This is a genomic window from Methylophilus sp. TWE2 (assembly GCF_001183865.1).
In the GTDB taxonomy this organism is placed as follows: domain Bacteria; phylum Pseudomonadota; class Gammaproteobacteria; order Burkholderiales; family Methylophilaceae; genus Methylophilus.
Genome location: NZ_CP012020.1, coordinates 1,198,808 through 1,225,547, shown reverse-complemented (window position 1 = coordinate 1,225,547; position 26,740 = coordinate 1,198,808). Strand labels below are relative to the sequence as shown.

General features: G+C 49.5%; 27 protein-coding genes. 7 read left to right on the top strand and 20 right to left on the bottom strand.

Going from position 1 to position 26,740, the window contains the following annotated elements:
* Positions 1-94 precede the first annotated feature (94 nt).
* From ACJ67_RS05935 to fdxA, 7 genes are all read left to right on the top strand, one after another.
* Complete coding sequence (locus tag ACJ67_RS05935) at positions 95-865, top strand: sulfite exporter TauE/SafE family protein (RefSeq protein WP_049638280.1); 771 nt, start codon at positions 95-97, stop codon at positions 863-865.
* A 41-nt stretch (positions 866-906) separates the two neighbouring features.
* Positions 907-2,571 carry a nitrite/sulfite reductase gene (locus tag ACJ67_RS05930; protein ID WP_049638279.1) on the top strand — a complete coding sequence of 555 codons (1,665 nt, stop codon included), beginning with the start codon at positions 907-909 and terminating at the stop codon, positions 2,569-2,571.
* Complete coding sequence (locus tag ACJ67_RS05925; RefSeq protein WP_049638278.1) at positions 2,571-3,188, top strand: DUF934 domain-containing protein; 618 nt, start codon at positions 2,571-2,573, stop codon at positions 3,186-3,188. Before ACJ67_RS05930 ends, ACJ67_RS05925 begins: the two co-directional genes overlap by 1 nt.
* Complete coding sequence (locus tag ACJ67_RS05920) at positions 3,185-3,943, top strand: phosphoadenylyl-sulfate reductase (RefSeq protein ID WP_049638277.1); 759 nt, start codon at positions 3,185-3,187, stop codon at positions 3,941-3,943. The genes ACJ67_RS05925 and ACJ67_RS05920 overlap by 4 nt, the downstream gene beginning before the upstream one ends.
* Before the next feature lie 22 nt (positions 3,944-3,965).
* Complete coding sequence (cysD, locus tag ACJ67_RS05915; RefSeq protein ID WP_049638276.1) at positions 3,966-4,895, top strand: sulfate adenylyltransferase subunit CysD; 930 nt, start codon at positions 3,966-3,968, stop codon at positions 4,893-4,895.
* A 1-nt stretch (position 4,896) separates the two neighbouring features.
* Positions 4,897-6,171 (top strand): sulfate adenylyltransferase subunit CysN, encoded by a 1,275-nt coding sequence (gene cysN / locus ACJ67_RS05910; protein WP_049638275.1) that lies wholly within the window; start codon positions 4,897-4,899, stop codon positions 6,169-6,171.
* Positions 6,172-6,257: 86 nt separating this feature from the next.
* A complete protein-coding gene (fdxA, locus tag ACJ67_RS05905) occupies positions 6,258-6,581 on the top strand; it encodes a ferredoxin FdxA (protein ID WP_018985635.1) in 324 nt (107 codons plus the stop codon).
* Between the two features lie 65 nt (positions 6,582-6,646).
* Here the strand turns inward: fdxA and rnhB are convergent, their stop codons facing one another.
* The 20 genes from rnhB to ACJ67_RS05805 form a co-directional block, all read right to left on the bottom strand.
* Positions 6,647-7,234 (bottom strand): ribonuclease HII, encoded by a 588-nt coding sequence (gene rnhB, locus ACJ67_RS05900; RefSeq protein ID WP_049638274.1) that lies wholly within the window; start codon positions 7,232-7,234, stop codon positions 6,647-6,649.
* Positions 7,235-7,238: 4 nt separating this feature from the next.
* Complete coding sequence (gene lpxB, locus ACJ67_RS05895) at positions 7,239-8,402, bottom strand: lipid-A-disaccharide synthase (RefSeq protein ID WP_049638273.1); 1,164 nt, start codon at positions 8,400-8,402, stop codon at positions 7,239-7,241.
* 12 nt (positions 8,403-8,414) lie between these two features.
* The gene (lpxA, locus tag ACJ67_RS05890; RefSeq protein ID WP_049638272.1) at positions 8,415-9,194 is read right to left on the bottom strand and encodes an acyl-ACP--UDP-N-acetylglucosamine O-acyltransferase; all 780 of its coding nucleotides are present in this window, start codon (positions 9,192-9,194) and stop codon (positions 8,415-8,417) included.
* 43 nt (positions 9,195-9,237) lie between these two features.
* A complete protein-coding gene (fabZ, locus tag ACJ67_RS05885) occupies positions 9,238-9,702 on the bottom strand; it encodes a 3-hydroxyacyl-ACP dehydratase FabZ (protein WP_018985639.1) in 465 nt (154 codons plus the stop codon).
* Positions 9,703-9,710: 8 nt separating this feature from the next.
* Positions 9,711-10,769 carry a UDP-3-O-(3-hydroxymyristoyl)glucosamine N-acyltransferase gene (gene lpxD, locus ACJ67_RS05880; protein ID WP_049638271.1) on the bottom strand — a complete coding sequence of 353 codons (1,059 nt, stop codon included), beginning with the start codon at positions 10,767-10,769 and terminating at the stop codon, positions 9,711-9,713.
* A gap of 48 nt (positions 10,770-10,817) precedes the next feature.
* On the bottom strand, positions 10,818-11,318 hold the full coding sequence (locus ACJ67_RS05875) for an OmpH family outer membrane protein (protein ID WP_049638270.1): 501 nt from the start codon (positions 11,316-11,318) through the stop codon (positions 10,818-10,820).
* A gap of 40 nt (positions 11,319-11,358) precedes the next feature.
* On the bottom strand, positions 11,359-13,629 hold the full coding sequence (gene bamA, locus ACJ67_RS05870; protein ID WP_049638269.1) for an outer membrane protein assembly factor BamA: 2,271 nt from the start codon (positions 13,627-13,629) through the stop codon (positions 11,359-11,361).
* Between the two features lie 62 nt (positions 13,630-13,691).
* On the bottom strand, positions 13,692-15,050 hold the full coding sequence (gene rseP, locus ACJ67_RS05865; RefSeq protein ID WP_049638268.1) for an RIP metalloprotease RseP: 1,359 nt from the start codon (positions 15,048-15,050) through the stop codon (positions 13,692-13,694).
* A complete protein-coding gene (gene ispC, locus ACJ67_RS05860; RefSeq protein WP_049638267.1) occupies positions 15,047-16,255 on the bottom strand; it encodes a 1-deoxy-D-xylulose-5-phosphate reductoisomerase in 1,209 nt (402 codons plus the stop codon). The genes rseP and ispC overlap by 4 nt, the downstream gene beginning before the upstream one ends.
* A 9-nt stretch (positions 16,256-16,264) precedes the next feature.
* Positions 16,265-17,092, bottom strand: a complete 828-nt coding sequence (locus ACJ67_RS05855) for a phosphatidate cytidylyltransferase (protein ID WP_049638266.1) — start codon at positions 17,090-17,092, stop codon at positions 16,265-16,267.
* Positions 17,093-17,094: 2 nt separating this feature from the next.
* Positions 17,095-17,853 carry an isoprenyl transferase gene (locus tag ACJ67_RS05850; RefSeq protein ID WP_049638265.1) on the bottom strand — a complete coding sequence of 253 codons (759 nt, stop codon included), beginning with the start codon at positions 17,851-17,853 and terminating at the stop codon, positions 17,095-17,097.
* A gap of 27 nt (positions 17,854-17,880) precedes the next feature.
* Positions 17,881-18,438, bottom strand: a complete 558-nt coding sequence (gene frr / locus ACJ67_RS05845; RefSeq protein ID WP_018985647.1) for a ribosome recycling factor — start codon at positions 18,436-18,438, stop codon at positions 17,881-17,883.
* A gap of 30 nt (positions 18,439-18,468) precedes the next feature.
* Entirely contained in the window at positions 18,469-19,185 is a 717-nt protein-coding gene (gene pyrH, locus ACJ67_RS05840) for a UMP kinase (RefSeq protein WP_018985648.1), read from the bottom strand.
* Between the two features lie 133 nt (positions 19,186-19,318).
* Positions 19,319-20,194, bottom strand: coding sequence for a translation elongation factor Ts (tsf, locus tag ACJ67_RS05835; protein ID WP_049638264.1), 876 nt, complete (start codon positions 20,192-20,194; stop codon positions 19,319-19,321).
* Positions 20,195-20,350: 156 nt separating this feature from the next.
* Positions 20,351-21,097, bottom strand: coding sequence for a 30S ribosomal protein S2 (gene rpsB, locus ACJ67_RS05830; RefSeq protein WP_049638263.1), 747 nt, complete (start codon positions 21,095-21,097; stop codon positions 20,351-20,353).
* Between the two features lie 159 nt (positions 21,098-21,256).
* Positions 21,257-22,321 (bottom strand): tetratricopeptide repeat protein, encoded by a 1,065-nt coding sequence (locus ACJ67_RS05825; RefSeq protein WP_049638262.1) that lies wholly within the window; start codon positions 22,319-22,321, stop codon positions 21,257-21,259.
* Between the two features lie 113 nt (positions 22,322-22,434).
* Positions 22,435-23,256: an alpha/beta fold hydrolase gene (locus ACJ67_RS05820; RefSeq protein ID WP_049638261.1), complete on the bottom strand. Its 822-nt coding sequence runs from the start codon at positions 23,254-23,256 to the stop codon at positions 22,435-22,437.
* Between the two features lie 2 nt (positions 23,257-23,258).
* Entirely contained in the window at positions 23,259-24,431 is a 1,173-nt protein-coding gene (locus tag ACJ67_RS14915) for a hypothetical protein (RefSeq protein WP_049638260.1), read from the bottom strand.
* Positions 24,428-26,092, bottom strand: a complete 1,665-nt coding sequence (locus ACJ67_RS05810) for a GMC family oxidoreductase (RefSeq protein ID WP_049638259.1) — start codon at positions 26,090-26,092, stop codon at positions 24,428-24,430. The genes ACJ67_RS14915 and ACJ67_RS05810 overlap by 4 nt, the downstream gene beginning before the upstream one ends.
* Positions 26,089-26,592: a gluconate 2-dehydrogenase subunit 3 family protein gene (locus ACJ67_RS05805; RefSeq protein ID WP_049638258.1), complete on the bottom strand. Its 504-nt coding sequence runs from the start codon at positions 26,590-26,592 to the stop codon at positions 26,089-26,091. The genes ACJ67_RS05810 and ACJ67_RS05805 overlap by 4 nt, the downstream gene beginning before the upstream one ends.
* Positions 26,593-26,740 lie beyond the last annotated feature (148 nt).

The window sequence follows — 26,740 nt, the reverse complement described above, 5'->3', positions numbered from 1 at the left end:
AACCAAATGCTATATATTAGAACAATTTATTATTAAATCAACGATTAAAAATCTGTTACATTGCGCGCTCTAAACGTTTTTGAAGATACTCCACATGGAATTCGGATACATACTGGCAGGGTTCGCTGTCGGTTTTCTGGTTGGTTTAACAGGCGTGGGTGGCGGTTCGCTCATGACGCCCATTTTATTACTGATTTACAACATCAAGCCTGCGGTTGCCGTTGGGACTGATTTGCTGTACGCCTCAATTACCAAATCAGTAGGCATTTTTGCGCATGGCAAACTGGGTAATATTGACTGGCGCATTGTCAAACGTCTTGCGATAGGCAGCGTCCCTGCATCTATCCTCACACTCTGGGCCTTGCATGATATGGACCTGCAATCTGGCGATGTGGTCACCACCATTAAATTCTGGCTGGGGATTGCGCTGATCATCACCTCTGCCGCTGTATTATTAAGAAACAAATTGATTGCACTGGTTTCAAAAGATGAATGGATTCCAGCGCGTTACGTGCCAGCGGCTACCGTTGTGCTGGGTGCCACTTTGGGTGGGCTTGTTACACTGACTTCAGTGGGTGCCGGAGCACTGGGCGTGACGGCATTGATCATGCTCTACCCTAAAGAAAAAATCACCACGATTGTCGGTAGTGATATCGCGCACGCCGTCCCGCTGACCCTGGTTGCGGGTTTGGGACACGCCTCCCTCGGCACCATAGATTACAGCTTACTGGGCACATTGCTGATCGGTTCCATTCCAGGTATCTACCTTGGCAGCCACATGAGCTCACGCGTCGCTGAACACTGGGTGCGCATTGCGCTGGCTATGATATTGATTTATGTAGGCTTTAAGCTCGTTTTCCATTAAAATACTGCCTCTTCGCTTTTTGCGAACAAAGTGACTCAAGCATGTACAAATACGACCCGATAGACCAACAAATTGTTAACGAACGCGTCGCGCAATATCGCGACCAGACTAGACGCTACCTGGCAGGTGAGCTCACCGATGAGGAGTTCCGCCCGTTGCGCCTGCAAAACGGCCTGTATATTCAACGTCATGCGCCCATGTTGCGCATTGCCGTGCCTTATGGGCTGCTGTCAAGCAAGCAATTACGCAAGTTGGCTGACATTACCAAGAAATATGACCGTGGCTATGGCCACTTCAGCACCCGCCAAAACTTGCAATTAAACTGGCCCAAACTGGAAGACACGCCGGATATCCTGGCTGAGCTGGCCACCGTAGAGATGCATGCCATCCAGACGTCTGGTAACTGTATCCGCAATATCACCACCGACCAGTTTGCCGGCATTGCGCCAGACGAGATTATTGATCCACGTGCCATCGCCGAAATCATGCGTCAGTGGAGTACCTTCCACCCGGAATTTGCCCTGTTACCTCGGAAATTCAAGATTGCCGTCTCCGGGACAGAAAAAGATCGTGCTATTGTGCAAGCGCACGACATCGGTCTTGAGTTTTACAAAGATGCACAAGGACAGATGGCGATTAAAGTGTGGGTTGGTGGTGGCCTGGGCCGTACGCCTATCCTGGGCACCGTCATCCGCGAGCATCTGGAATGGCAACATGTGCTGTCTTATTGCGAAGCCATCATACGTGTCTACAACATCCACGGCCGCCGCGATAACATTTACAAAGCGCGTATCAAAATTTTGGTGAAAGCCCTGGGCATTGAAGAGTTCAACCGCCAGGTGGAAGAGGAATGGGCTCATCTCAAAGATGGCCCACTGACCATCACGCAAAACGAACTGGATCGCGTGGCCAAATATTTTGAGCCTATGCCTTATAAAACTTTGCCAGCGCATGATGCTGCGTTTGATGCGGCCGTGGCCAGCAACCCGGCGTTTGCCGCCTGGGTGAAACGTTGCGTGCACGCACACCGCGTACCTGGCTACCGCGCCGTGACCTTGTCGCTCAAGCCACATGGCAAAGCACCAGGCGACATCACCAGCGAACAAATGCATGTGGTGGCCGACCTCGCAGACGCTTACAGCTTTGGCGAGTTGCGCTCCTCACACGAGCAGAACCTGATTTTGGCCGATGTGCAGTTGTCTGACCTGTTTGCCGTCTGGGAAAAAGCCCGTGCTGCTGGTTTGGCGACCCCTAACATTGGTTTGCTGACTGACATTATCTGCTGCCCTGGTGGCGACTTCTGCAGCCTGGCCAATGCCAAGTCCATCCCGATTGCCGAAGCCATCCAGATGCAGTTCGACAACCTGGATTACCTGTATGAAATCGGCGACCTGGAACTCAACATCTCTGGTTGCATGAACGCATGCGGTCACCACCATGTTGGCCATATCGGCATCCTCGGTGTGGATAAAGATGGTTCTGAATGGTATCAGGTCACCATTGGCGGCAAACAAGGCAATGACGCCAGCATAGGCACCGTCATTGGCCCTTCATTCTCGGCAGAAGAAATGCCTGGCGTGGTCAAACGCCTGATTGAAGTTTACGTCCGCGAGCGCCAGGACGAAGAGCGCTTCATTGATACTGTACGTCGTTTAGGCGTGGCACCGTTCAAGGCCCACGTCTACGCAGAAAAGGAAACTGCATAATGAGTCAACTGATTCAATTGGCTGCCAATGGCCAGGCCAGCATTGTGGCTGATGAATGGACACGTGTTGTTCCCCCTGCGCCAGCGGAAGAATCTGTGCGCAAACAGGCTGGCAAAGTCGTTCTTTTCAAACTGACAGGCGAACCTACCTTTAGCGCAGAGCAAATTGCCAACACGCACATTCCAGCAACTGGCAAAATTCTGGTGCCCCTGACCATCTGGCAAGCGCGCAAGGCCGAATTACAACCTCGCCTGGCGGCTGGCGAGTTAGGCATTGTATTAGCCACACACGAAACTGCAGAAGCCCTGCAAGCAGAATTTGCAGACATCAACAGCCTGCCGATTATTGCGATTTTTGTGGAGCGCTTTGCAGATGGTCGCATTTTCACTTTAGGCGCTTGGTTGCGTACGCGCTTTGGTTATAAAAATGAGTTGCGTGCCATCGGCGACGTGTTGCGCGACCAATTGTTTTTCCACAAACGCGCAGGCTTTAACAGCTTCCTGATCCGTGCTGACCGCTCCGCCGAAGATGCACTGGCCAGCCTGAACGATTTCAGCCAACCCTACCAGGGTGGAGTGGCTGACGTGCCCGTCTGGCGCAGGGTGAACCGCGCATGAGTTTCGGCGTCAGCATGCTCAAACCGGCGGCTAACAATCCGGCCACACGCCCGGCCCTGACAGACGAACTGGTCGCCAGCGTACACGCAAAGCGTGCGCAGGCGCTCGCTTTGCTGCGCGCGGCGGCGGCTGAATTCCCGGCCATCACGTTTGCCAACAGCTACGGCGCCGAAGATATGGTGCTGACCGACCTGATTGCAAAAGAAAATCTGCCTATTGAGATTTTCTCGCTGGATACCGGCCGCCTGCCTGCCGAGACTTACACCCTGATGGGTGAAGTTGAGCAAAACTACGTCATTAAACCATTGGTTTTTTTCCCCATGCATGAAGCCGTGGAAAATTACGTTCATACCCAGGGCATCAATGCCTTCTATGAAAGCATAGAGCTGCGCAAAGCCTGCTGCCATATGCGCAAAGTGGAGCCGTTGCAGCGCGCCCTCGCCGGCAAGCAAGCCTGGATTACCGGTATGCGTGCTGAACAGGCCGCAACCCGTAGCAACCTGCCCACGCGTGAATATGATGCCGGTAACAAGCTTGAAAAATTCAACCCGCTGAGCGACTGGACTGAAAAAGAAGTCTGGGCTTATATTCGCCTGTTTGAAGTGCCTTATAACGCCTTGCACGACCAATTCTACCCCAGTATTGGCTGCGCACCGTGTACACGTGCTGTCGCCATGGGTGAAGATATCCGCGCCGGCCGCTGGTGGTGGGAAAACCCGGACAGCAAAGAATGCGGTCTGCACGTCAAAAAATAAATTCGTTACGATTGAAATATTCATGTCTACAAAACAACCTTTAAGTCATTTGGACTGGCTGGAAGCAGAAGCCATTCATATTCTGCGTGAAGTCGCTGGCCAATGTGCCAACCCGGTATTGCTATTCTCCGGTGGTAAAGATTCACTATGCATTTTGCGACTGGCTGAAAAGGCGTTCCGCCCTGGCCGCTTCCCCTTCCCGCTGATGCATATCGATACCGGTCACAACTACCAGGAAGTGGTTAACTTCCGTGACCAGCGTGCCGCCGAACTGGGCGAACGGCTGATCGTGCGCTCCGTAGAAGATTCCATGAAACGCGGCACCGTTGTCTTGAAAACGCCGGATGAACCACGTAACAAGCATCAGTCTGTGACCTTGCTCGAAGCAATTGAAGAGTTCGGCTTTGATTGCTGCATTGGCGGCGCCCGCCGGGATGAAGAAAAAGCACGTGCCAAAGAACGTATCATGAGTTTCCGTGACGAGTTTGGCCAATGGGACCCTAAAAACCAGCGCCCTGAACTGTGGAACCTGTATAACGCACGTGTACACAAGGGTGAGAATATCCGTGCCTTCCCGATCTCGAACTGGACAGAAATGGACGTCTGGCAGTATATCGAGCGCGAAAAACTCGAATTGCCTAGTATTTATTTTGCCCATCAGCGTGACATCGTCATGCGTAACGGCGCCATTTTCCCGGTCAATGTGCCATTGACATCCGGTGAGGTGATCAACCAACCTAAAGCAGGCGAAGAAGTGATTAACATGCAAGTCCGTTTCCGTACTGTCGGTGACGTGACCTGTACTGCCCCTGTGCTCTCTGACGCCGACGATGTCAGCAAGATTGTGGTAGAAACGGCCACCACCACCATTACCGAGCGTGGCGCGACCCGTCTAGATGATCAAACTTCCGAGGCTTCGATGGAGCAGCGCAAGAAAGAAGGTTATTTCTAATATGACAACACAACACAACGACTCTTTGCTGCGCTTTATGACTTGCGGTAGCGTGGATGATGGCAAAAGTACCTTGATTGGCCGTTTGCTGTACGACACCAAAACCATTCTGGCCGATACGCTCAACAATATTGCCCGCACGTCACAAAAGCGCGGCATGGAGGCGGTAGACCTGTCATTACTGACCGATGGCCTGCAAGCTGAGCGCGAGCAAGGTATCACCATTGACGTGGCCTACCGCTACTTCAGCACAGGCACCCGCAAGTACATCATTGCCGATGCGCCTGGCCATGAGCAATACACACGCAACATGGTGACTGCTGCATCGACGGCTAACCTGGCGATCATCCTGATTGATGCGCGTAAAGGCGTGCTGACACAAACCCGTCGCCACAGCTACCTGGCACATCTGGTAGGCATTCCACATATTGTGGTCGCGGTGAACAAAATGGACCTGGTGAACTACGATCAGGCCATTTATGAAAAAATCAAGGCTGATTACATTGCCTTTGCCAGCGAAATCGGCCTGGCACAGGCTCGTGATATCAAATTCATCCCGATGTCTGCACTGAATGGCGACATGCTGGTAGACCGCCTGGACAATATGGACTGGTACCAGGGTGAAACCCTGCTTGAACTCCTGGAAGCGGCGCCAGCTGCACATAGCGATCAGGCTGAGCAATTCCGTTTCCCGGTGCAGTTTGTGTGCCGTCCGCATGATTCAGCGAATCCTGAATTGCACGATTTCCGTGGCTTTATGGGGCGTGTTGAGTCAGGCAGCATTGCCGTGGGCGATGCCGTGACGGTGTTGCCTAACGGCTATCAATCCAAAGTGAAAGCTATACAGCTAGGTAACGAGCAATTGCAAAGCGCACAAACCGAGCAAAGTATTACGCTGTTGCTGGAAGATGAAATCGATACTTCACGCGGTGATATGATCGTCAAAACCAGCGAAGCGCCTGAGGCCGTCAAGCAAATTGAAGCACACGTCTGCTGGTTATCAGAGACACCGCTGTCGCCCGCCAGGACGTATATCGTGCGCCACACAACACGTGAGTCCAAAGCCAAGATTGGCAGCATTCAATACAAGGTAGACGTGAACACGCTGGAACAACAGGCCACCACAGACCTGAAAATGAATGATATCGCGCGTGTCAGCTTTAAACTGGCGCAACCACTGATGGTGGATAGCTATGACAAAAATCGCGCGACCGGCGCCTTTATTGTCATTGACGAAAGCACCAATAACACGGTCGGTGCAGGCATGATCGTTTGATAAAAGACAAACACATACATCGTCAATTGAGCTAAATTGCAATAAAATATCGTTTTGGCTGAAATAGCCGGCAAAGGATTTGAAACATGACTTATGTAGTAACCGAAAATTGTATTCAGTGCAAATACACCGACTGCGTAGATGTGTGTCCGGTAGATTGCTTTGTTGAAGGCCCTAACTTCTTGGCAATCAATCCTGATGAGTGCATCGACTGCACCTTGTGCGTGGCTGAATGTCCGGCAGAAGCGATTTTCTCGGAAGATGATGTCCCCGCTGACCAGCAACACTTTATTGCACTGAATGCGCGCCTAGCCACCGTATGGCCGACAATTACTGCGCGTAAAGAACCACTGCCAAATGCAGATGAAATGAATGGTAAACCAGGTAAAACAGAATTGTTGGTTGAATAATACCTGCCTCGGGCAAGCACACAAAAAAGCCGCTATCAAGCGGCTTTTTCTTTATAACGATCAAGCTATTCTACAATCATACTTAGCAGCTTTTTCACTGGTGCGTAACTGCGTCTATGTTCGGGAGTAATCCCATATTGCACCAGGCGCTCCAGATGTAGCGCTGTTGGATAGCCTTTATGCTGGGCAAAACCATATTGTGGATACTGTGTATCCAACTCTAATAAAGAAGCATCCCTGGCAGTTTTGGCCAAAATAGAAGCTGCTGAAATTTCTGCGACCTTGCTATCTCCTTGCACAATCGCTTCGCATGGTAATTGAAACTTTGGCGTACGATTACCATCCACCTGAATCAATGTTGCATGCAGTCCAAACTGATCAACCATCGCCTGATAAGCGCGTTGCATGGCCAGCAAACTGGCTTGCAGGATATTGATAGCATCAATTTCCTGCGCACTGACACTGGCAATTCCCCAGGCAAGTGCATGCGCCTTGATTTCAATCGCTAGCGCATCCCTTTTGGCTTCAGACAGTTTTTTAGAATCGGCCAGGCCGGTGATAGGCCGTGCCGGATTCAGGATCACTGCAGCGGCGTATACGGCTCCCGCTAATGGCCCTCTGCCCGCTTCATCAATCCCACACAGGAGATGCATCTGGTCAGGCCCTTAAAAACTGTTTAACAACAGCAGCCGCTTTCTGTGCGCTGTTCTGCTTGAGCTGCGCATGAATGCTGCGGTATTTTTCTTGCAAGATCGTTAAACCCGCTTTATCTGCCAACAAGTTATACAAGGTTTGTGCTATGTTTTCCGGTGTCGCTTCATTTTGCAACAATTCAGGCACAATAAATTCACCAGCCAGTATATTAGGCAGTCCTACATAAGGCTGCAACCGCATACGTTTTAATAATTGCCAGCTCATATTGGACATTTTATAGGTAATGACCATCGGCTTTTTAAGCAAGGCAGCTTCCAGTGTGGCTGTGCCAGAGGCCACTAATACCGCATCTGAGGCCGTCATGGCATCATGTGCGTGACCAAACATAATCTGTAAATCTATGCTGGTATCAGGTTGCTGAGTCAGCAACTGGTGCCAGGCATTCTGGAAAATATCGCGTGTTTCGCGTGTGACCAAAGGCACCAGGAACTGGACTTTCTTGCCATTTTCACGCATGAGGCGGTCAAAAACAATCGCGGTTTCCAGCACCAGGGTCGCGTGAAAATTCACTTCGGATTGCCGGCTGCCAGGCAGCATGGCAATCACCACGCTGTCTTTCTTTAATTTGAGTTTTTCCCTGGTCTGACCAGCGTCTGGTTCCATGGGTAAGGCGTCTGCGAGTGGATGGCCGATATAGGTGACTGGCACGCCAACTTGCTGGTAGAGAGGTGGTTCAAATGGAAACAGTGCCAGCATATGTGACACCGCCCGCTTGATCTTGTGGATGCGGTTTTTACGCCAGGCCCAGATGGACGGGCTGACATAATGAATGGTAGCGATGCCTTTGGCCTTGAGTTTGCGCTCAAGCCAGAAATTAAAATCGGGAGCATCTATACCGATAAAAACATCCGGATTTTCTTTGAGTATTTCCTTGTAAAGCTGCTTACGCAGCTTCAAGAGCCCCCACAAATGCCTGACCACTTCAAGATAGCCACGCACGGATAGCCGCTCTATCGGGAATAGCGATTTAGCGCCCAAACTCATCATTTTGGGGCCTGCGATGCCGAAAATCTCGACATCAGGATGGAGTGATTTCAGTTCCTGGATGAGATGATAGCCCAGCAAGTCTCCGGAGGCCTCTCCCGCCACCATTGCAATCTTTGCCATATATTTTTTAATTTAACGCACAATACCGCGCGTGGTTTGCGCGAGAAAACGGGTCATCAGGCCAATTTCGGGGCATGATTTTTCCATGTCCGCCAGGGCCGCTTTGGCCTCTTCAAACGACAGGCCCTGACGATAAAGCACTTTGTAAGCACGCTTGATTTGCTGTATGGTCTCGGCACTAAAACCGCGACGCTTCAAGCCTTCAGCATTGATGCCATGGGGCTGTGCATCATAACCGGCTGCCGTCACATAAGGTGGAATGTCTTTAAAGACCACAGAACCCACAGCAGTAATAATGTGCTCGCCAATCTGGCAGAACTGGTGAATCAGGGTGAATCCACCCAAAATGGCATGATCGTAAATCGTCACATGTCCAGCCAGTGAAGAGTTATTGGCCATGATGGTATGGTTACCGACGATGCAATCATGCGCAATATGCACGTACGCCATGATCCAGTTGTGGTTGCCAATTTTGGTCGTGCCTTTATCTTGCACTGTCCCTCGGTTGAAGGTACAAAATTCACGGATAGTATTGTGATCACCTATCTCAAGCAAGGTAGGTTCATCCTTGAACTTTTTATCCTGTGGCTTAGCACCTAGTGAAGAGAACTGGAAGATTTCGTTATGTTTGCCTATGGTGGTAGGCCCTTCAATCACGACATGTGAGGCTATCTTGGTGCCGGCATCAATTCGTACGCCAGCACCTATGGTGGTATAAGGGCCCACTTCTACCGAGCTATCCAACTCGGCTTTAGGATCTATGATTGCGCTAGGATGAATCAGGTTTTGCATGTTCAGGCGTCCCAGGTGTCTTTCAGGACACGCTAGTCAAAAATTATTTTTCAATGGCTTTGAGGATACACATCATATTGGCTTCTGCCACGATTTCGTCACCCACTTTGGCAACGGCGATGTATTTCCAGATCCCTTTCAGGATACGGTCTATCTTGACGTGCAGAATAATCTGGTCGCCTGGAGAGACCGGTTTTTTAAAGCGCACATTGTCGATACCGGCAAAATAATAAACCGAATCATTGGTGGGCTTGGTACCCATAGTTTTAAACGACAGCAAGGCTGCCGCCTGTGCCATTGCCTCAACAATCAGTACACCGGGCATCACCGGGTGGTATGGGAAATGGCCGGGAAAATAAGGCTCATTGACCGAGACGTTTTTCACGGCAGTAATTTCTTTACCTAACTCCATAGACAGGACACGGTCAACCAGTACAAATGGATAGCGATGTGGCAGGTGTTCCAGAATCTCATGAATATCCATGCTATTCATTGTATTTTCAGCCATAAATTCTCTCAATCTTCCGAATGTTTTTGTATATTGCTTATTGCTTGCTCAAGTTGCTTGAGTCTCAGCTGATATTGCTCCAAATGCCGGATATTTGCCGCCGTCCGTAACCAGTCTTCATGCTTCTGGAATGGCATCAGTGCCGTATAGGTGCCTGCCTGCTGTATCGAACGCATGATCATTGAGCCCGGCGAAATGGTCACGCCATCAACGATCTGCAAGTGGCCGAGAATCATGGCAGCACCGCCTATCTTGCAATGTGCGCCAATCTCGGCACTGCCAGCAATGCCCACGCAACCTGCAATGACCGTATGCGCACCAATGCGGACATTATGGGCGACCTGTATTAAATTGTCCAACTTAACACCATCCTCGATGACGGTATCATCAAGCGCGCCTCGGTCCACGGTGGTGTTGGCACCGATATCCACATGGTTACCAATCACGACACGGCCAACTTGTGGTATTTTAACCCATTGCCCCTGCTCTTCGGCATAACCAAAACCATCATTTCCAATGATACAGCCAGAAAATAAATGGCAATGGCTTCCAATGATTGTCCCGTGCTTGATGACAACACGCGGCTCCAATACTGTATTTGGACCAATCGTGACATCATCTTCAATCACACAGCCTGCACCAATGCGCACACCATGACCCAATTTGACACGGTCACCGATACTCGTCATGGCATCAATCGTCCGCTCGGATGGCAGATGCGTATCAAAACCAATCACAACAGTAGGATGCACATGATTGATATATTGCCTGGGCGGGTTCATCAAGGCTGACAGTTTGGCGAAATAGGCGTATGGATTATCCGTGAGGATACATGGCAACCCAGTCAAGGCACGATGCTCTGGACGCAAAATCACGACAGAAGCCTGCGTCTCCTGTAATGACTGCGTATATTTTGTATCATTAAAGAAACTGATCATGCCAGGCTTAGCCTGTTTTAAAGAGGCCAAACGTGAAATTTTCAGCGACTTTGCTTGCTCAGGCTGACCAAGATCAACCTGCCCTCCCAGAGACGCAACTATCTCATGTAATGTAAAGTGTTGCGCCATAAAAAAGACTGTCCTTGAGAATAAAACTTGACGTGAAAAGATGACTGGTTATTTTTTACCCAGCAATTTGAGGACTTTATCTGTGATATCAATACGCTTGCTGGCATAGGCCACGCCGCTGTAAGCCACCAGGTCATAACCTTCACTTTCGGCCACTGTCTGTACAGCCTTGTTGATACGCTCTTGCAACAAGGCAAGCTCTTCATTTTTTCGCAGGTTGATATCTTCGCGTAACTCACGCTGCTTGCTCTGGAATTCAAGGCGTGAATTATTCAATTGGCGCTCTTTTTGACGGCGTTCAGCTTCAGTCATACTCGTTGCACGGTCATGGTCCAGTTGAGACTCCAAGTCACGGATCTGTTTTTGTAACTTGTCCAGTTCCAAGGATCGCGGACTGAATTCTTTCTCGAGCTTTTTGCCTGTCTCAGCAGTTTGTGGTGCCTCTTGTAGCAACTTGTCCACTTGCACATAACCAACCTTGAAGTCAGCAGCAGTCGCTTGGCTACCATATAGTAACAAGCAGAAAAATCCTAACCATATGCTTCTCATGCAATGACTCCCTTCACACCAGCTTTAGCTTTTCTCAGCATTAGAACTGTTGCCCGAACTGGAATTGCAGCACTTGCGTGTCATCGTAATCTTTCTCATTCAGTGGTTTGGCCAAGACCAGTTTCAATGGACCAAATGGAGAGACCCAAGTCACGCCCACACCAGTAGAGAATCTCAAATATTCGGAGTTAATTGAATCATCTTTACCATATACACCACCACCATCCACAAACGCACTCAACCGGAACTGATTGGATTGCGAGACAAATGGTACAGGCATAAATAATTCGACATTACCAACAAAACGCTTGGTACCACCGACAGCAAAGTCAGAACCTGAACTTGGATTGATATCACGCGGACCTAAAGAAGAGTTCAGGAAACCACGGACACTGTTCACGCCACCAGCATAGAAGTTTTTGAAGAACGGATAGTTTTTACCGCCGTAGCTATTAGCATAGCCAGCTTCCCCATTAAGCATCAGCGTGAAGTCTTTACCCATGTCTTTATACCAGCTGTGCTGATAACTGACTTTGTAATATTGCAGATCCAGACCAGGAATGGATACATCGCCAGACAGCCGCTGTAAAACACCCCTGCGCGGGAACAGGATATTATCCCTTGAATCGAACGTCCAGCCAGCATTGAATACGATGGAATTACTGCTACAACCACTGCTGTTTTCACAGAATCTCAGGTATTGAATCGGACTACTGCTGGAAAGTTCAACTTCAGTCAGGTCCAGCGTCAAACCAGCACTGATAAAGTCCATTTCGGACATCGGCATGCCAAAACGTACCCCTAGACCGTAAGACTGACTGTTATAGGTACCCACATTCAGCTGAGTTGAATTTCTACGGCTAGTATCCACATCACGACGATAAATATCAAATCCACGGCTGATACCATCTGGTGTGTAATAAGGGTCTGTATACGACAACGAATAAATCGTATTGAAGCTACTTGTATTGACTTGCAAGGCTACACGGTTACCAGTGCCGAGGAAGTTAGGCTGGTTCACATTGAAACCCAGAACGACACCATCACTACTCGATAAACCCGCACCAAACTGCACACTACCCGTCGCTTTTTCAGCCACCGTCACATTCATATCCACCTGGTCATTGATCCCAGGCACAGATGGCGTTTCCAGCTCAACCGAATCAAAAAAGTTCAGGCGCTGGATACGTTCTTTGGAACGCTTGATCTTATCCCCTGCATACCAGGCAGACTCCATCTGACGCATTTCACGCCTGACCACGGAGTCACGTGTGCGGGTGTTGCCCTGCACGTTAATCCGTCTGACATAGACTTTACGGCCAGGATCAATAAAGAAGGTAAACGCAACCGTATGCTCCTGCTTGTTGATTTCAGGGACTGCATTCACGTTGGCAAACGCATAACCCTCTTCACCCAGCTTGTCGTTAATGATCTTGCTGGCATCTGTCACCTTCTGGCGATTGAATACTTCACCATCCTGGATATTGATCAGCTTGCGCAAGTCCTCCTCTGGCAACAACATATCGCCTGCCAGCTTGGTCTTGCTGATATTGTATTTTTCACCTTCGGTCAGGTTGATGGTGATGTAAACATCACGCTTGTCAGGAGAAATGGACACTTGTGTGGAGTCGATGGAAAACTCCAGATAACCCTGGTTCATGTAAAAAGAACGCAATGCTTCCAGATCAGCCGTCAGTTTTTGTTTCGAATACTGGTCATCTTTGTTCCACCAGCTCATCCAGTTTGGCGTCGTGAGCAAAAAGTTGGCGCGCAAATCTTCTGTGGTAAATAAATGGTTACCGACGATATTGATATCACGGATTTTTGCTGCAGGACCTTCTGTAATCTCGAAGCGGATGGCAACACGGTTACGTTCCAGCGGACTGGCGGTGGCCTTGACCTCAGCGCTGTATTTACCCTGAGACAGGTATTGTCGCTTGATTTCCTGCTCTGCCCGGTCCAGTTGCGATTTATCAAAAATCTGGCCTTCGGCAATCCCAATCTGTTTCAAACCTTCCTTGATTTTGTCTGTCTGAAAGGACTTGTTACCGCTGAAATCAATTTGCGTGACAGAAGGGCGCTCCTGCACAGTCACAACCAGCACATCGCCTTCATTCTCAATCCGCACATCCTTGAAAAAGCCGGTCGCATAGAGAGACTTAATTGCCTGTGCGGCTTTTTCGTCGCTCATGACATCACCTACCTGCATGGGCAGGTAATTGAAGACAGTACCGGGCTCTGTACGTTGCAAACCTTCAACACGGATATCGGTAATGACAAATGGCTCTGTCGCATGTGCGTTCAGGTGCATCACCCCCGCCAACAAACACAACCACAACTTGGAACTGGATTTTATTCTCATTAACTATACTTTCAACCAATCAGGTAACGATTGATGTCATTAAAAAAAGCAATAAACATCAATGCCCCCAAAATACCCAGACCCAAACGCTGTCCTATTGCCAGCACCTTGTCGGGTAATGGTTCTCCTCGAATCAATTCCGCCATATGATACAACAAATGGCCGCCATCCAATACTGGAATCGGCAGCAGGTTCATCACTGCAATACTGATGCTGAGTAATGCAATAAACCCAATATAAGGCTTGATACCCATCCCGGCAGACTCGCCCGCAGCATCCGCAATACTGACGGGGCCACTGATGGCTTTAAGCGAAGCCTGACCCGTGATCATTTTCCCCAGCATATTAAGGGTGAAAGCAATCGTTTCATGCATTTTATCCACCGCACGTACTGCTGCTTGTGACGAGCTGTAATGACGGACCACCTGATATGGTTTGAGATCGACTGCATCCATATTAACCGCAGCACCTAGGCGCCCGACCTTCTGGCCACCTTGCTGGACTGTTTCAGGCAGCAGTCTTACCTGGTACAAATGCTCAGCGCGTTGGTATTCTATTTTTAACGGCTGACCTGGATTACCCCGCACCACTTTAACAAACTGTTGCCAGTCAGAAATTGTTTTTTGATTTACCTTAAGGATACGGTCACCGGTCTGCAGACCACTTTTCTCAGCCACTGAACCAGGGATGACCTCACCTATCACTGCCGGGACAACCGGCATTAATACAGTCAGACCAGCTTTTTGCATGACTTCGCCATCAGGGTCACCCGGCAAGCGGTTCAAAGGCAGCACATGCTGATGTACATCGCCTTGTGCAGTCTGGGTCAACACAAGCACCGATCGATGCGCCACCCAGTTCTCCAACATGTGCCATTGGGTTTCCTGCCAGGTTTCGACCGGCTTGCCATCCAGCGAAACAATCAGGTCACCCTGGCGTAACTTTGCCTGGGCCGCCAATGAACCTGGCTCTACCGGGCCAATATAGGGTTTCAGTCCCACCTCGCCCTGGGCAATCAAACCCCAGTAGCACACAAACGCCAGTAATAAATTAGCGAATGGCCCGGCAAACACCACCCACATTTTGGCAGCGATGCTTTGGCGGTCAAATGCCTGCGACCAATCCACCTGTTCAGACACAGATTCATGTTCGCGACTATCCAGCATTTTGACGTACCCACCCAGCGGGATCCAGGACAATATCCACTGTGTGGATTGAGGGTTCGCCTGATATTTGAATATCGGCTTGCCGAAACCGATAGAGAACTTAAGCACGCGTATACCGCAACTGCGTGCAGCCAGGTAATGGCCAAATTCATGGATAGTAACCAAGACACCTATCGCAACAATAAACGCCAGGACTGATGTCATACGCTGGCAACCTTGCGTACAGGTTTAACAGTCATTTTTGAAATGAGTGCTTGCACATAAGCCCTGGCCTGGCTATCCACAAGCAGCAGTTGCTCAATCGACTGCACGGGTTCGATAGACAATTTCTGCAGAGTGGCATTGATCAGTGCGGGAATATCCAAATACTGGATTTGTTCGCGTAAAAATGCGGCGACGGCCACTTCATTTGCTGCATTCAGCATCGCGGGTCCAGTGCCTCCAGCAGCCAATGCATCATAAGCCAATTTCAGGCATGGAAAACGCTGAGTATCTGGCGCTTCAAACTCCAACCTGGCCACCTCTATCAAGCTCAGCGGTTTCACGCCAGAAGCGATGCGCTCAGGATAAGCCAAGCCATAAGCAATCGGGGTACGCATATCAGGATTACCCAGCTGCGCAAGAATACTGCCATCGACGTACGACACCATGGAATGAATCACACTTTGCGGATGCACGACCACATCAATCTGGTCTGGGCGTGCATCAAACAACCAATGTGCTTCAATCACTTCCAGCCCCTTATTCATGAGCGTAGAAGAATCGATAGTAATCTTTGCACCCATCACCCAGTTAGGGTGTTTTAACGCGAGGGCTGGAGTCACCTGCTGCAGCTGTCCCTGACTATAAGTGCGGAAAGGCCCGCCAGAAGCAGTGAGGATAATCTGATTAACACCGACATCAGCCAACTCATCATAGGGTAATTTGGGCATCACCTGAAAAATGGCATTGTGCTCGCTATCTATCGGTAGCAAAGTGGCTTGCCCGTGTTTCACTGCATCCATAAACAGCTGACCGGCCATCACCAGGGTTTCTTTATTAGCCAGCAGGATCTTTTTACCCGCTTTTGCAGCAGCCAGCGCAGGTAACAAGCCCGCAGCACCCACAATGGCTGCCATGACAATAGTCACTTCGGCATGGGCAGACACCAAGGTTAATCCCTCAACGCCAGCCAGTACTTCGACGTTCAATTGTTCGGCCTGTACACGCTGACGCAATCGCTGCGCGGCGTCCGTGTCCTGCATCACGGCATAGCGAGGCTTGTATGTTGCACACTGCTGCAACATGGCATCCACATTACTGTGCGCGGCCAACGCGAATACGCCATAACGCCCAGGATGCTGTGAAATCACATCCAGCGTCTGCTGACCGATGGTGCCAGTGCTGCCAAGTATGGTGACGTATTGCAAAATAACCTCTTAAAACGAATAAGACTGTTGCCAGTAATGAAACCAGAACAGCAAGCACATGCCAATAGGCAATGCTGGAATCACGCCATCAACGCGATCCAGCAATCCACCATGTCCGGGCAGAAATTGCCCACTGTCTTTCAGGTTGGCGCGGCGTTTGAAAAATGATTCGAACAGGTCGCCATAAACACCAGCAATGGTCACCACCCATAATCCCGGCAGTATCCACCAGGTGGATACTGCCCCAAATATCTTTAATACCGCTGCATAGATGGCCACCGCAAACAAGGCACCGAACACACCCTCCCAAGTTTTACCAGGACTAATGGCTGGCGCCAGCTTATGTCGTCCAAACTGCTTGCCAGCAAAATAGGCTGCACTATCGGCAAGCCAGATCGTGGAAATAATCACTAGCAACACATAAGGGTTAACCTCTTTGGCCGCCACCAATGCCAGCCACAAAGACATCATCAAACCCCAGCCGACGATAGCATTGATTCCCTTATTTTTTGAGAACACATGAAAGAACAAAGCGACAGGCACGACAACCAACCAAAACGCAGTGGCCAATGCAAACACCTGCAAGGCATGATAAAAAAACCAGTGGAACCCTTGTTGAGGCAATAAAAATAACATCGTCAACCCAAGCAAAGCAGACACAACCAGGTACACATGCCTCTGCGACTTACTCAACTGCAGGAACCCTGCCCACTCACTCAAGCAAACCAGCATGAGCCCTAACATGATAGCGGCCCAAGCCAGCAAAGGTAACCAGAACAAAGCGGGTAAAAACAACCCAAGCAATACTATGGCAGTAAGAATTCGAGTTTTTAGCATAATCAGGAAGCGTTTGGCTCAACCAGTTGCTCACTGGTGCGTCCGAAACGGCGTTCACGCTGACGGTAAGAAGTTAATGCCGCTTCGAATGCTGCATCATCAAAGTCCGGCCATAAGGTGGGTGTGAAATAAAGTTCGGTATAGGCCAGCTGCCACAACAGGAAGTTACTGATACGTGTCTCACCACCGGTGCGGATGAATAGATCAGGCTCAGGCGCATAAGGCATGGAAAGATATGGCGTCAAATCTGATTCTTGTATCTGCTTGAGATGTGGTTGAGCCTGCAATAACTGGTTAACCGCATGCACCACATCCCAGCGCCCGCCATAATTCACAGCAATGGTCAGGGTCAATCCTGTGTTCGCTGCTGTTTTCTGCTCAGCTTCGAGCATCTTTTGCTGCAAGGTGGCATTAAAAGCTGAACGATCGCCAATCAGCTTCAAAATCACGTTGGCTTCATGCAGTTTTTTGACTTCGCGATCCAGCGCCTCCAGAAACAAGCTCATCAGGAAAGTAACCTCCTCGGGAGGTCGGCGCCAGTTCTCACTGCTAAATGCAAACAGCGTCAGGTACTTGATATCCAGGCGGACACAAGCTTTCACCATGGCACGCACTGACTCTAAACCGCGTTGATGGCCTGCCACGCGCGGTAAAAAGCGTTTTTTGGCCCAACGCCCGTTGCCATCCATAATGACAGCCACATGTTGTGGCACCTCTTGAATTGGCGGGACCTCTTTGGTAGAACTGGAGAATAAACCCAAAACAGCTTCCGTTCGCGTTGATGGCTGTTACACAGCCATCAAGTCAGCTTCTTTTTGTTGCAGGATTTTGTCAACTTCAGCCACGGCCTTATCGGTCATCTTTTGAACCTCATCCTGGGCACGGCGCTCATCATCTTCAGAAATCGCTTTATCCTTGATGAGTTTTTTCAAGGCATCATTGGCATCACGACGCACATTGCGGATCGCCACTTTAGCGCCTTCACCTTCGTTACGCACAATTTTGGTCAGGTCACGCCTACGTTCTTCAGTCAGCATTGGCATAGGCACACGGATCAAGTCACCATTTGTGGCTGGGTTCAGGCCCAAATCACTATCGCGGATGGCTTTTTCGACTTTCGCAATCATGTTTTTTTCATAGGGCTGAACGTTAATCGTACGCGCATCGCCCAGATTGACGTTAGCTACCTGGTTAATCGCCACCATGGAACCGTAGTACTCAACCATCACGTGGTCGAGCAAACCAGCATGCGCACGTCCCGTACGGACTTTAGCCAAATCAGTTTTCAAAGCCTCCAGGGACTTCTGCATTTTCTGCTCAGCAGATTTTTTAATATCTTCAACCATTATTGTTTCTCCATAACGCCAGCGTCCGGCTTAAGCCCTGACGCGTGTTCCTTCATTCTCACCTAAGATGACGCTCTTGAGTGCCCCTTCTTTAAAAATGCTGAAGACAGCAATCGGCATTTTCTGGTCACGACACAGCGTAAAAGCTGTCGCATCCATCACCTTCAAGTTTTTATTGATTGCCTCGTCATACGAGACCTGATCATACCGCGTTGCCGACGGATCTTTTTTCGGGTCAGCCGTATAGATGCCATCCACCTTGGTGGCTTTCAACACGATTTCGGCATCGATTTCAACCCCACGCAAAGCCGCTGCAGTATCGGTGGTAAAAAATGGATTACCCGTACCAGCACCAAAAATGACTACTTTACCTTCTTCAAGGTAGCGAATAGCCTTGCCTCGGATATAAGGTTCTGCGACTGCTTCAATATTCAACGCACTTTGCACACGCGCGGGTACGCCGGCATGCTTCATGGCATCCTGCAGTGCCATCGCATTCATGACTGTGGCCAGCATGCCCATGTAATCGGCATTTGCCCTATCCATGCCTTCGGCAGCAGGTGCGACACCACGAAAAATGTTACCACCACCAATGACGATACCGACTTGCACGCCCATATCGACAATTTCTTTGATCTGCCCGACTATCGCATTGACTGTTTCGCGATTGATTCCATATGCATCATCGCCCATCAGCGCCTCACCGGATAATTTAAGGAGAACGCGCTTGAAAACAGGTTGTGCCATCGTTATTTTCCCAAACTCAAAATGTGCTTATTTAATCACAAAACAAGGTTTTTTGGGCCGTCAACCGACCCGCGAGCCATAAAAAAAGTGGAATCCAAGGATTCCACTTTTCCTGTCCATCGTTTAAAAACGATTAAACTTTAGCGGCAGCAGCTACTTCAGCAGCGTAGTCAACCACTGCTTTTTCAATACCTTCACCAACAGTATACAGGGTGAAAGAAGCAACGGAAGCCCCTTTAGATTTCAGCAACTGCTCGATAGTCACTTTATCATCCTTCACAAAAGCCTGGCTCAGCAAGGTGACTTCTTTGAGGAACTTCTGGACGGTACCTTCAGCAATTTTTTCCAGCATCGCATCAGGCTTGCCTGCTTCTTTTGCTTTCTCAATCGCGACACGGCGCTCGGCTTCAATCAATGCAGCATCTACACCGCTAGCATCCAGTGACTTTGGTTTAGCTGCAGCAATGTGCATCGCGATATCTTTACCCAGAGTCTCATCACCACCCACCAGGTCAACCAACACACCAATTTTGCTGCCGTGTACGTAGCTGTACAGTTTGCCTTGGGCTTGTGTACGCACAAAACGACGAGGAGTAATGTTTTCACCGATTTTACCAACCAGTTGCGCGCGCACCGCTTCAGCTGTTTCGCCACGCATAGGCGCATTAGCAACCGCTTCGATGTTGGCTGGATTATTTTCGTTAACCACTTGTGCCAACTCACCAACAAACTTAAGGAACTCTTCGTTTTTAGCACAGAAGTCAGTTTCTGAGTTCACTTCAATCAAGGTACCCAGTTTACCATCAGCAGTGATGCTGATACCAACAGTCCCTTCAGCGGCCACGCGGCCAGCAGCCTTGCTTGCCTTGTTACCAAAACGCACACGCAAAATTTCTTCCGCACGGGCCATATCGCCTTCGGCTTCTGTCAGTGCTTTTTTACAGTCCATCATTGGAGCATCGGTGCGCTCACGTAAGTCTTTCACCATGCTTGCGGTAATTTCAGCCATTTATTACTCCTTTTGTTAGGATTCCTGCATTGAGGATGATCATTCAGGATTTGTCTAAGAATTCTTTTAACAACAATACACCGACTCTGTGTCAGTCATATTGCATGCGATGCAATAGAAAAAGGGGCGCATCGCCCCTTTTTCAGCCACGAGCAATTACTCGGCAGTCGCCTCAGCCACTGGTGCTGTTTCTTCCTGAGCCGCTTTCACGATTTCAGAAATCGCGTTGGCACGGCCTTCCAGCACCGCGTCCGCCATACCACGTGCATACAAACGAATTGCACGTGAGGAGTCATCGTTACCAGGAATCACGTAAGTAATGCCATCTGGAGAGTTGTTGGTATCGACGATACCAATCACTGGGATACCCAGTTTACGTGCTTCGGTAATGGCACCGCTTTCGTGACCAACGTCGATCACAAAAATCGCATCTGGCAAGCCACCCATCTCTTTAATACCACCAATTGAACGCTCCAGCTTTTCGATTTCGCGCTTGATACCCAAAGCTTCTTTTTTGCCAAACTTCTCGATGCTGCCATCAATCATCATGGCTTCAAAGTCTTGCAGACGCTTGATAGACTGTTTAACAGTTTTGAAGTTAGTCAGCATACCACCCAACCAGCGGTGATTGACGTATGCACAACCAGCGCGTTGCGCTTCTTCTTTGACGATGTCGCGAGCTTGACGCTTGGTGCCCACAAACAGAATACGACCCTTGTTGGCTGCCAGTGTGCGCACATATTTCTGCGCTTCTTCAAACAGTGGCAGGGTTTTTTCAAGGTTTACGATATGGATTTTGTTACGATCACCAAAAATGAACTCAGCCATTTTCGGGTTCCAGTAACGGGTTTGGTGGCCAAAGTGAACACCAGCCTCCAACATTTGACGCATAGTCACGGACATGATTTTATCTTTCCATTCAAAGGGTTATTCATCAAACATGCATTCAAAATCACCCCAAAGGGCACCCTATGTGAATACATGCAAATTAATTGACTATAAAAGCCAATCCAAGATTATACAGAATCCATCGCTTCTCTTCAAGCTTAAGACCCTTTTTGATTAATGATGCGCGTGTGGCTTTAAATCATAATGCTTGTGTGGTTGACTGTGGTTAGCATCAAACCATTGCTGTGCCATTGCATGCGCCTTTTGCACATCAACTTTCGGCAGTTTGCTTGCGACGAATGAGCGGTAAAAATGCGCATCCTCGTGACCACTACTGGCAGCAAGATCGAGCCACTTGTAAGCCTCAACCATGTCTGCCTTACCTGTTTCGCCGTTCATGTACATTTTGCCAAGATAAAACTGTGCGTTGCGGTCCCACCCTTTGACTGCCCGCATAAACCACTGCTGCGCTTCTTCGAAATTCACTGCTTGCCCAAGCCCTGTATACGCCATCAGACCTAGCGCATACTGAGACTCTATATGTCCCTTATCAGCCGCACGGAGAAACCAGCTTTTGGCTGTTGCAGGGTTCAAATCGGTACCCTGTCCATCTAGGTACATCCTGCCCACCTGATATTGAGCCATGGGATAACCGCCATCTGCAGAACGCAAAAACCACTTAAAAGCTTCTGCCGGATCTTTTTTACCAGCCTGTCCACTCGCAAAGGCCATCCCTAAATTAAACTGCGCCTCGGGATTTCCAGCTTCTCCAGATTTCTTCAACATCTCCAGGCCAGCAGAAGCATCTTTTTTCATACCCTGACCATTAATCAGCATCACGCCCATACTGAATTGAGCAGCAGAATGACCTTTTTTAGCCGCGACTTCAAATGCCTTGTACGCCTTGGAAAAATCCTGTTTAAACTCTTTGGAGCCTGTGTAATACAGCAACCCAAGCGAATAAGCAGCATCCACATGCCCTTTGTTGGCAGCCTGCTCTATCCATTTAATTGCTTTTTTGGGGTCGCTCTGGCCGGTCTTGCCTGAAAGCATCAACGCTCCAAGGTTATACTGGGCATTCATATCGCCTTTTTTAGCAGCAGCTTCCCACTCCTTTTGAGCGAGTGCAAACTCTCCGCGGTTTGCGGCTTCCAGACCAGTCTCATAACTTGCCAGTGCATGAATAGGCATGGTTAACGCCAGACCGGCACACAACATTAATTGAATAATTAATTTCATAGCAGTTCTTTGATCCTTAACAAACGCCTTGCCACAAACTGAGGGGTGGCGGTTCATGTCATCATAGCAAGCGTCAGCAGAAATAAAATCATAAGTTGACCAACATACACCGTTTAATTCAAATAACGATGCAGCAATGAAGGCCAGCGTTCCACCCAGCAACATTGATGATCAAAACCGGGGATCACCTCTCGCAGTATCTCGGCTTGAGGCGGAAATGCAGAACGATAAGCCTGATAGACGGACACTGGCATGTTAGAGTCCTGACCACCGATAAAATGCACTTGCCTGATCATTTGCAATGTTTTCGAGAAATCTGGGGGATTCAATGATCCTTGCAACTCACTGATCCCATGCAGCCTAGCCCAGGCATGATGATCAAGATTACCAGCAATGGTCACCACAGAGCCGATATCCTGTCTTTGCGCTGCCATTAACAAAGCCAGCGCACCTCCACCAGAGTAACCAATCAACACAATCTTTTGCGCTTTGGTTTCATTTTTCAGCTGGCTCACCGCCTGGTTCATCGCTGCCACGACCTCCGGAGCAAACCTGGCCTGCGTCCAGTAAACGGATGGGCAAGCACGCTCTGCCAACGATACGTACTGGCAAGGCCTTGCCAGATAAACGACATGCGCTGCAATATCGTCCTTGCTTGCCATCGCAGCAACGATACTGTTCACAGGCGTTGGATTCATGGAAGGCTGGTAGCGGTTTACCCAGGCGAAACCATCTCCTTCAATATAGACATGCATGGTACCCGCGCCAGAAACCGAATGCTGCCACACACGCAGATTGAATTGATCAGTGATGATATCCCTCTGAACAAATCCATGCCGATCAAACAAAGAGGCCACAGCCTGCACCCTGTCAGACACTTCCTGATGGGCACAGCTGGCCAGCAAGCAAAAACAGGCGATCCAAACAGAACGCATACTCAAGCGGCCTTCTGCGCAGGCAAATGCCAGAATAATGCACGCCTGACTTCTGGATGGCTGATCTTCCAAATACACCCATCTACGAAATAATGATGGATGCTGACCATGGAGGCGAGCACCACAGATAAACCGTAAGTCTGGGTCGCCGGAAACAAGATCGTAGGCACATAAAAAATCAACATCCCCAGCGCCACAAGCCAAAGGTAATACCTGAGCCCTGCTGGCATCCATACCAGCAAGCGCTTGTTTTTACTCATCGTTGCAGAAATCGAGGCAGCCGCCTGATTAACTTGCATGCGCATCGGAAAAGCCAGGTATTGCAAGGCATGTGATAGCTGCACCCAGATATATGCAGCCGGCATAAACAGCAGGACCCAATACCACATATACACTGCGAGCCAAGACACCAAAACACGCCTGTCAGGCCATCTTCCACTTTGCATTCTGATTCTGGACCAGATACCCAGCCCGACAAAAAAGGCGATGACGCAAAGCCATGTCATGACTGCCAGCAACTCGGGAATGTAGCGGCTCCATCCACCAAGCCATTTCTCCGGCAAATCCTGAGCGCCCCAGACCACGTGCCAAATCAACAACAATCGCAAGCCCGCTCGTAGCAACCAACGCTGCCGTTGATCAAGCGCTAATCCCGACAGTCGTGAAAAGGTCGCCATCATGCCCCAGGCCTGGCCAGTGTAATGCCATGCCAGGTAGAAAGCGGCGACTAGCCAAATGGCATAAGCGATGTCTTGATTAACCGCCCATATAGAAACTTGATGTGGCGCCGTCACTAAAGCCACCACAAGGCAAATCAATAATATTGCGGGAATATATAGCGTCGCAAAGGGATATTTTTTGATATTGCTTAATGGCCGGTAAAGCAAGCCATACGCACCCATAAAATGCGGCCAGTTCACCAGCGCCTGTAGCACAATCGCCTGGCTAATCGCAGCTGTCACGCTGGTTGATTGGTTTCCATCCCACCAATAGAGGAGTAACAACATCGCCATGACAATCACAGATACGCCACCAGTTAGCCAAAAATCAAGCGCTGGTGAAGCAATATAGCCCACACCATGGGAGAGTGGTGATTTCTTGGGGCGATGTTGATGTCCACCAGCAGATCGTTGCCTTGCAGAAGCCGCAAGCAAAGGTAGAGGAAAGCGTTTCATGCCGCCCTCGCCTGACTCATTTCAATGTGGTCCATGGCGCGCAATGCCAGGGCCTGTATGGTTAATCCCGGCGATTCACCGCCACCAGAACTCGGAAACACACTGGCATCAAGAATATAAAGATTGCGCCAGCGGTGGCTGCGACAATTCGCATCGACGACGGACTGTTGAGGGTCATTGCCCATACGGCAGGTTCCAAAAACATGACTGGAACTGAAAATATCATAAGAACTGAACTCTTCAAATATTTCCGTCGCGCCCGCCGCCTTTAATATTTCCCGGCATTTTTTCGCCATGAAAGCAATCCGTTTAGCGGCCATATCATCCACATAACTATGTATGCTGGCTATAGGTAGGCCATGCCTGTCTTTAGTCACAGGATCCAGCGCAACAAAAGATTTCGCGTGCGGTAAACTTTCGCAAATTCCGCTTAATGAGATCACCTGACCAAAACGCCGACGCATCTCTTGTTTGTGTTGTCGCCCCCAGCCCTTCACCACCCTTGTTGCATAAGCAACCGGTCCAAGCAGGTCCGATTCTGCGACCGACGGCGAGAATCGGCATCCGCCCACTACACCGGGAATAGCATCAGGTGCATTAAAGTCCCAGCAAATACTGTCGACTGGCAGACCTCGATAGCTTTGCACGGGCTGATGATAGAGGGCATTGCTGGTCCACAACAGTGTTTCCATGAAGTTCCTGCCAACTTGCCCACTCTCATTACACAAGCCATTGGGCGAATCTGCCGTGGCAGACAACAGCAACAAGCGCGGTGTTTCAATGGCGCCTGCAGCAATAACCAGTAAAGGAGTCTTGACCTTATGTTTTTTACCATTGGCTATATATTCCAGGCCAGAAACGGTCCCGCTCGTGTAATCCGTCAATATTTTCGTCACCACGCACCCTGAACGGATTTCGCATAATCCGGTTTGGTTTGCAGATTGCAGGTATGTGACATCAATACTCCCCTTGTCTTTTCTGGGGCAGCCTTTTAGGCAACTGTTACAGTAATTGCAATTCATGCGTTGCGGGCGCGCTTGCGGCAATACCGCCAGCGAATTGGGCTCCAACTTCATCCTCACGCGAGCAAACCCTTTTTGCAATAACTGGGTGGTATACCCCATGGCATGCGCGGCATAAGGATAAGGCGCAGACCGCGGCCTGTGATCATTGGTTGCAGGACCCGCAACCCCCACAATATTTTCGGCTTGGACGTAATAAGGCTCCAGCGCCTCGTAACTGACGGGCCAGTCAGCCGCCACTCCAAATTGTGAGAACATACGCATGGACTTGGGATTCAGGCGATGTGCCTCACCAGTGAAATGCAGCGAGCTCCCGCCAACACCCCGTACATGATGGTATGCGAATGCAATACGCTCATCACCGGGATTCAAGCGGCCGGTGATATGGTTCCAAGAACGGATGTGGGACCAGTTTTCGGACAATCGCTGATTCAGGACATAACTATACTGGCCCTGTGACCCGGCTTTATGTGGAAAGCCTTGCTGCCAGCGTGAAGTCCCCACCTGATAATCTTGTTCTGGCGTAAAGACAGGACCTGCCTCAAGCACCAAAACACGATACCCCTGCCTAGTCAAAGCATAAGCGCTTGCCCCGCCACCGGCACCTGAACCAATCACAACAGCATCAAACGGTTTCATGCGGTGTTTTTCTTAGGTGCATGGACATAATCAAGGTAACCAAAAGGTTGCGGTGCGCCTTGCAACCCCAGGCTGGGCAAAATGTCAGGATGCGAATAGTAAAAATTAAACAGGTCCGCCCTGACATGATCAAACAATTGTCTGGGTATGGAGCCTGGCTGGCTGTTCTCGGCTTGCGCAATTATGGCCTGCCGCTCAGTTTCTGCCAGTTGCCAAAAAGGCAACCGATCCCTGGTGCTTGCCTGTTTATCCAGCCACTGGCAACCCAGAGCAAGCAAGCCCATATAGTTTTCTATGGACAGGGCATGACGGATCAATGATTTATCTAAGCCAAGTTGCGAAGCTGAGGGGGTCTCATCTGCAGGAATCAAGGTATCCAGAAAAGCCAACAAGGTGGCATGTTGCACAGGCGGAAAGGTTGCCTGCGCAGAAAAAGCAGGCGCCATGGTCAGCAAAGAAATAGACTTCAGGCCCAGGCTGAGAAATTGTCGCCTTTTCATAATAACTACCGGATAGATACGTTTTACGATGATACACAGTACTTCGCTGATCGACGAAGCATACTAGATATTGTAGTCAATATAAACTTTTACTGCTTTGGCTGGCTACAAAAAACAAAACCCCTGCCTGGCAGAGGTTTTATTTCTT

Bases quoted from the DNA above. Each gene is read 5' to 3' on its own strand.
- bamA (WP_049638269.1), bottom strand. From the start codon at position 13,629: ATGCACCTGAACGCACATGCGACAGAGCCATTTGTCATTACCGATATC.
- lpxD (WP_049638271.1), bottom strand. From the start codon at position 10,769: ATGGCGCAACACTTTACATTACATGAGATAGTTGCGTCTCTGGGAGGG.
- cysD (WP_049638276.1), top strand. From the start codon at position 3,966: ATGTCTACAAAACAACCTTTAAGTCATTTGGACTGGCTGGAAGCAGAA.
- fdxA (WP_018985635.1), top strand. From the start codon at position 6,258: ATGACTTATGTAGTAACCGAAAATTGTATTCAGTGCAAATACACCGAC.
- lpxB (WP_049638273.1), bottom strand. From the start codon at position 8,402: ATGGCAAAGATTGCAATGGTGGCGGGAGAGGCCTCCGGAGACTTGCTG.
- frr (WP_018985647.1), bottom strand. From the start codon at position 18,438: ATGGTTGAAGATATTAAAAAATCTGCTGAGCAGAAAATGCAGAAGTCC.
- ACJ67_RS05935 (WP_049638280.1), top strand. From the start codon at position 95: ATGGAATTCGGATACATACTGGCAGGGTTCGCTGTCGGTTTTCTGGTT.
- tsf (WP_049638264.1), bottom strand. From the start codon at position 20,194: ATGGCTGAAATTACCGCAAGCATGGTGAAAGACTTACGTGAGCGCACC.
- ACJ67_RS05920 (WP_049638277.1), top strand. From the start codon at position 3,185: ATGAGTTTCGGCGTCAGCATGCTCAAACCGGCGGCTAACAATCCGGCC.
- ACJ67_RS05805 (WP_049638258.1), bottom strand. From the start codon at position 26,592: ATGAAAAGGCGACAATTTCTCAGCCTGGGCCTGAAGTCTATTTCTTTG.
- rpsB (WP_049638263.1), bottom strand. From the start codon at position 21,097: ATGTCCGTGACTATGCGTCAAATGTTGGAGGCTGGTGTTCACTTTGGC.
- ACJ67_RS05875 (WP_049638270.1), bottom strand. From the start codon at position 11,318: ATGAGAAGCATATGGTTAGGATTTTTCTGCTTGTTACTATATGGTAGC.
- lpxA (WP_049638272.1), bottom strand. From the start codon at position 9,194: ATGCAAAACCTGATTCATCCTAGCGCAATCATAGATCCTAAAGCCGAG.
- ACJ67_RS05925 (WP_049638278.1), top strand. From the start codon at position 2,571: ATGAGTCAACTGATTCAATTGGCTGCCAATGGCCAGGCCAGCATTGTG.
- ACJ67_RS05820 (WP_049638261.1), bottom strand. From the start codon at position 23,256: ATGCGTTCTGTTTGGATCGCCTGTTTTTGCTTGCTGGCCAGCTGTGCC.
- ACJ67_RS05825 (WP_049638262.1), bottom strand. From the start codon at position 22,321: ATGAAATTAATTATTCAATTAATGTTGTGTGCCGGTCTGGCGTTAACC.
- ACJ67_RS05930 (WP_049638279.1), top strand. From the start codon at position 907: ATGTACAAATACGACCCGATAGACCAACAAATTGTTAACGAACGCGTC.
- fabZ (WP_018985639.1), bottom strand. From the start codon at position 9,702: ATGGCTGAAAATACAATGAATAGCATGGATATTCATGAGATTCTGGAA.
- rnhB (WP_049638274.1), bottom strand. From the start codon at position 7,234: ATGCATCTCCTGTGTGGGATTGATGAAGCGGGCAGAGGGCCATTAGCG.
- pyrH (WP_018985648.1), bottom strand. From the start codon at position 19,185: ATGGCACAACCTGTTTTCAAGCGCGTTCTCCTTAAATTATCCGGTGAG.
- ACJ67_RS14915 (WP_049638260.1), bottom strand. From the start codon at position 24,431: ATGAAACGCTTTCCTCTACCTTTGCTTGCGGCTTCTGCAAGGCAACGA.
- ACJ67_RS05810 (WP_049638259.1), bottom strand. From the start codon at position 26,092: ATGAAACCGTTTGATGCTGTTGTGATTGGTTCAGGTGCCGGTGGCGGG.
- ACJ67_RS05855 (WP_049638266.1), bottom strand. From the start codon at position 17,092: ATGCTAAAAACTCGAATTCTTACTGCCATAGTATTGCTTGGGTTGTTT.
- rseP (WP_049638268.1), bottom strand. From the start codon at position 15,050: ATGACATCAGTCCTGGCGTTTATTGTTGCGATAGGTGTCTTGGTTACT.
- cysN (WP_049638275.1), top strand. From the start codon at position 4,897: ATGACAACACAACACAACGACTCTTTGCTGCGCTTTATGACTTGCGGT.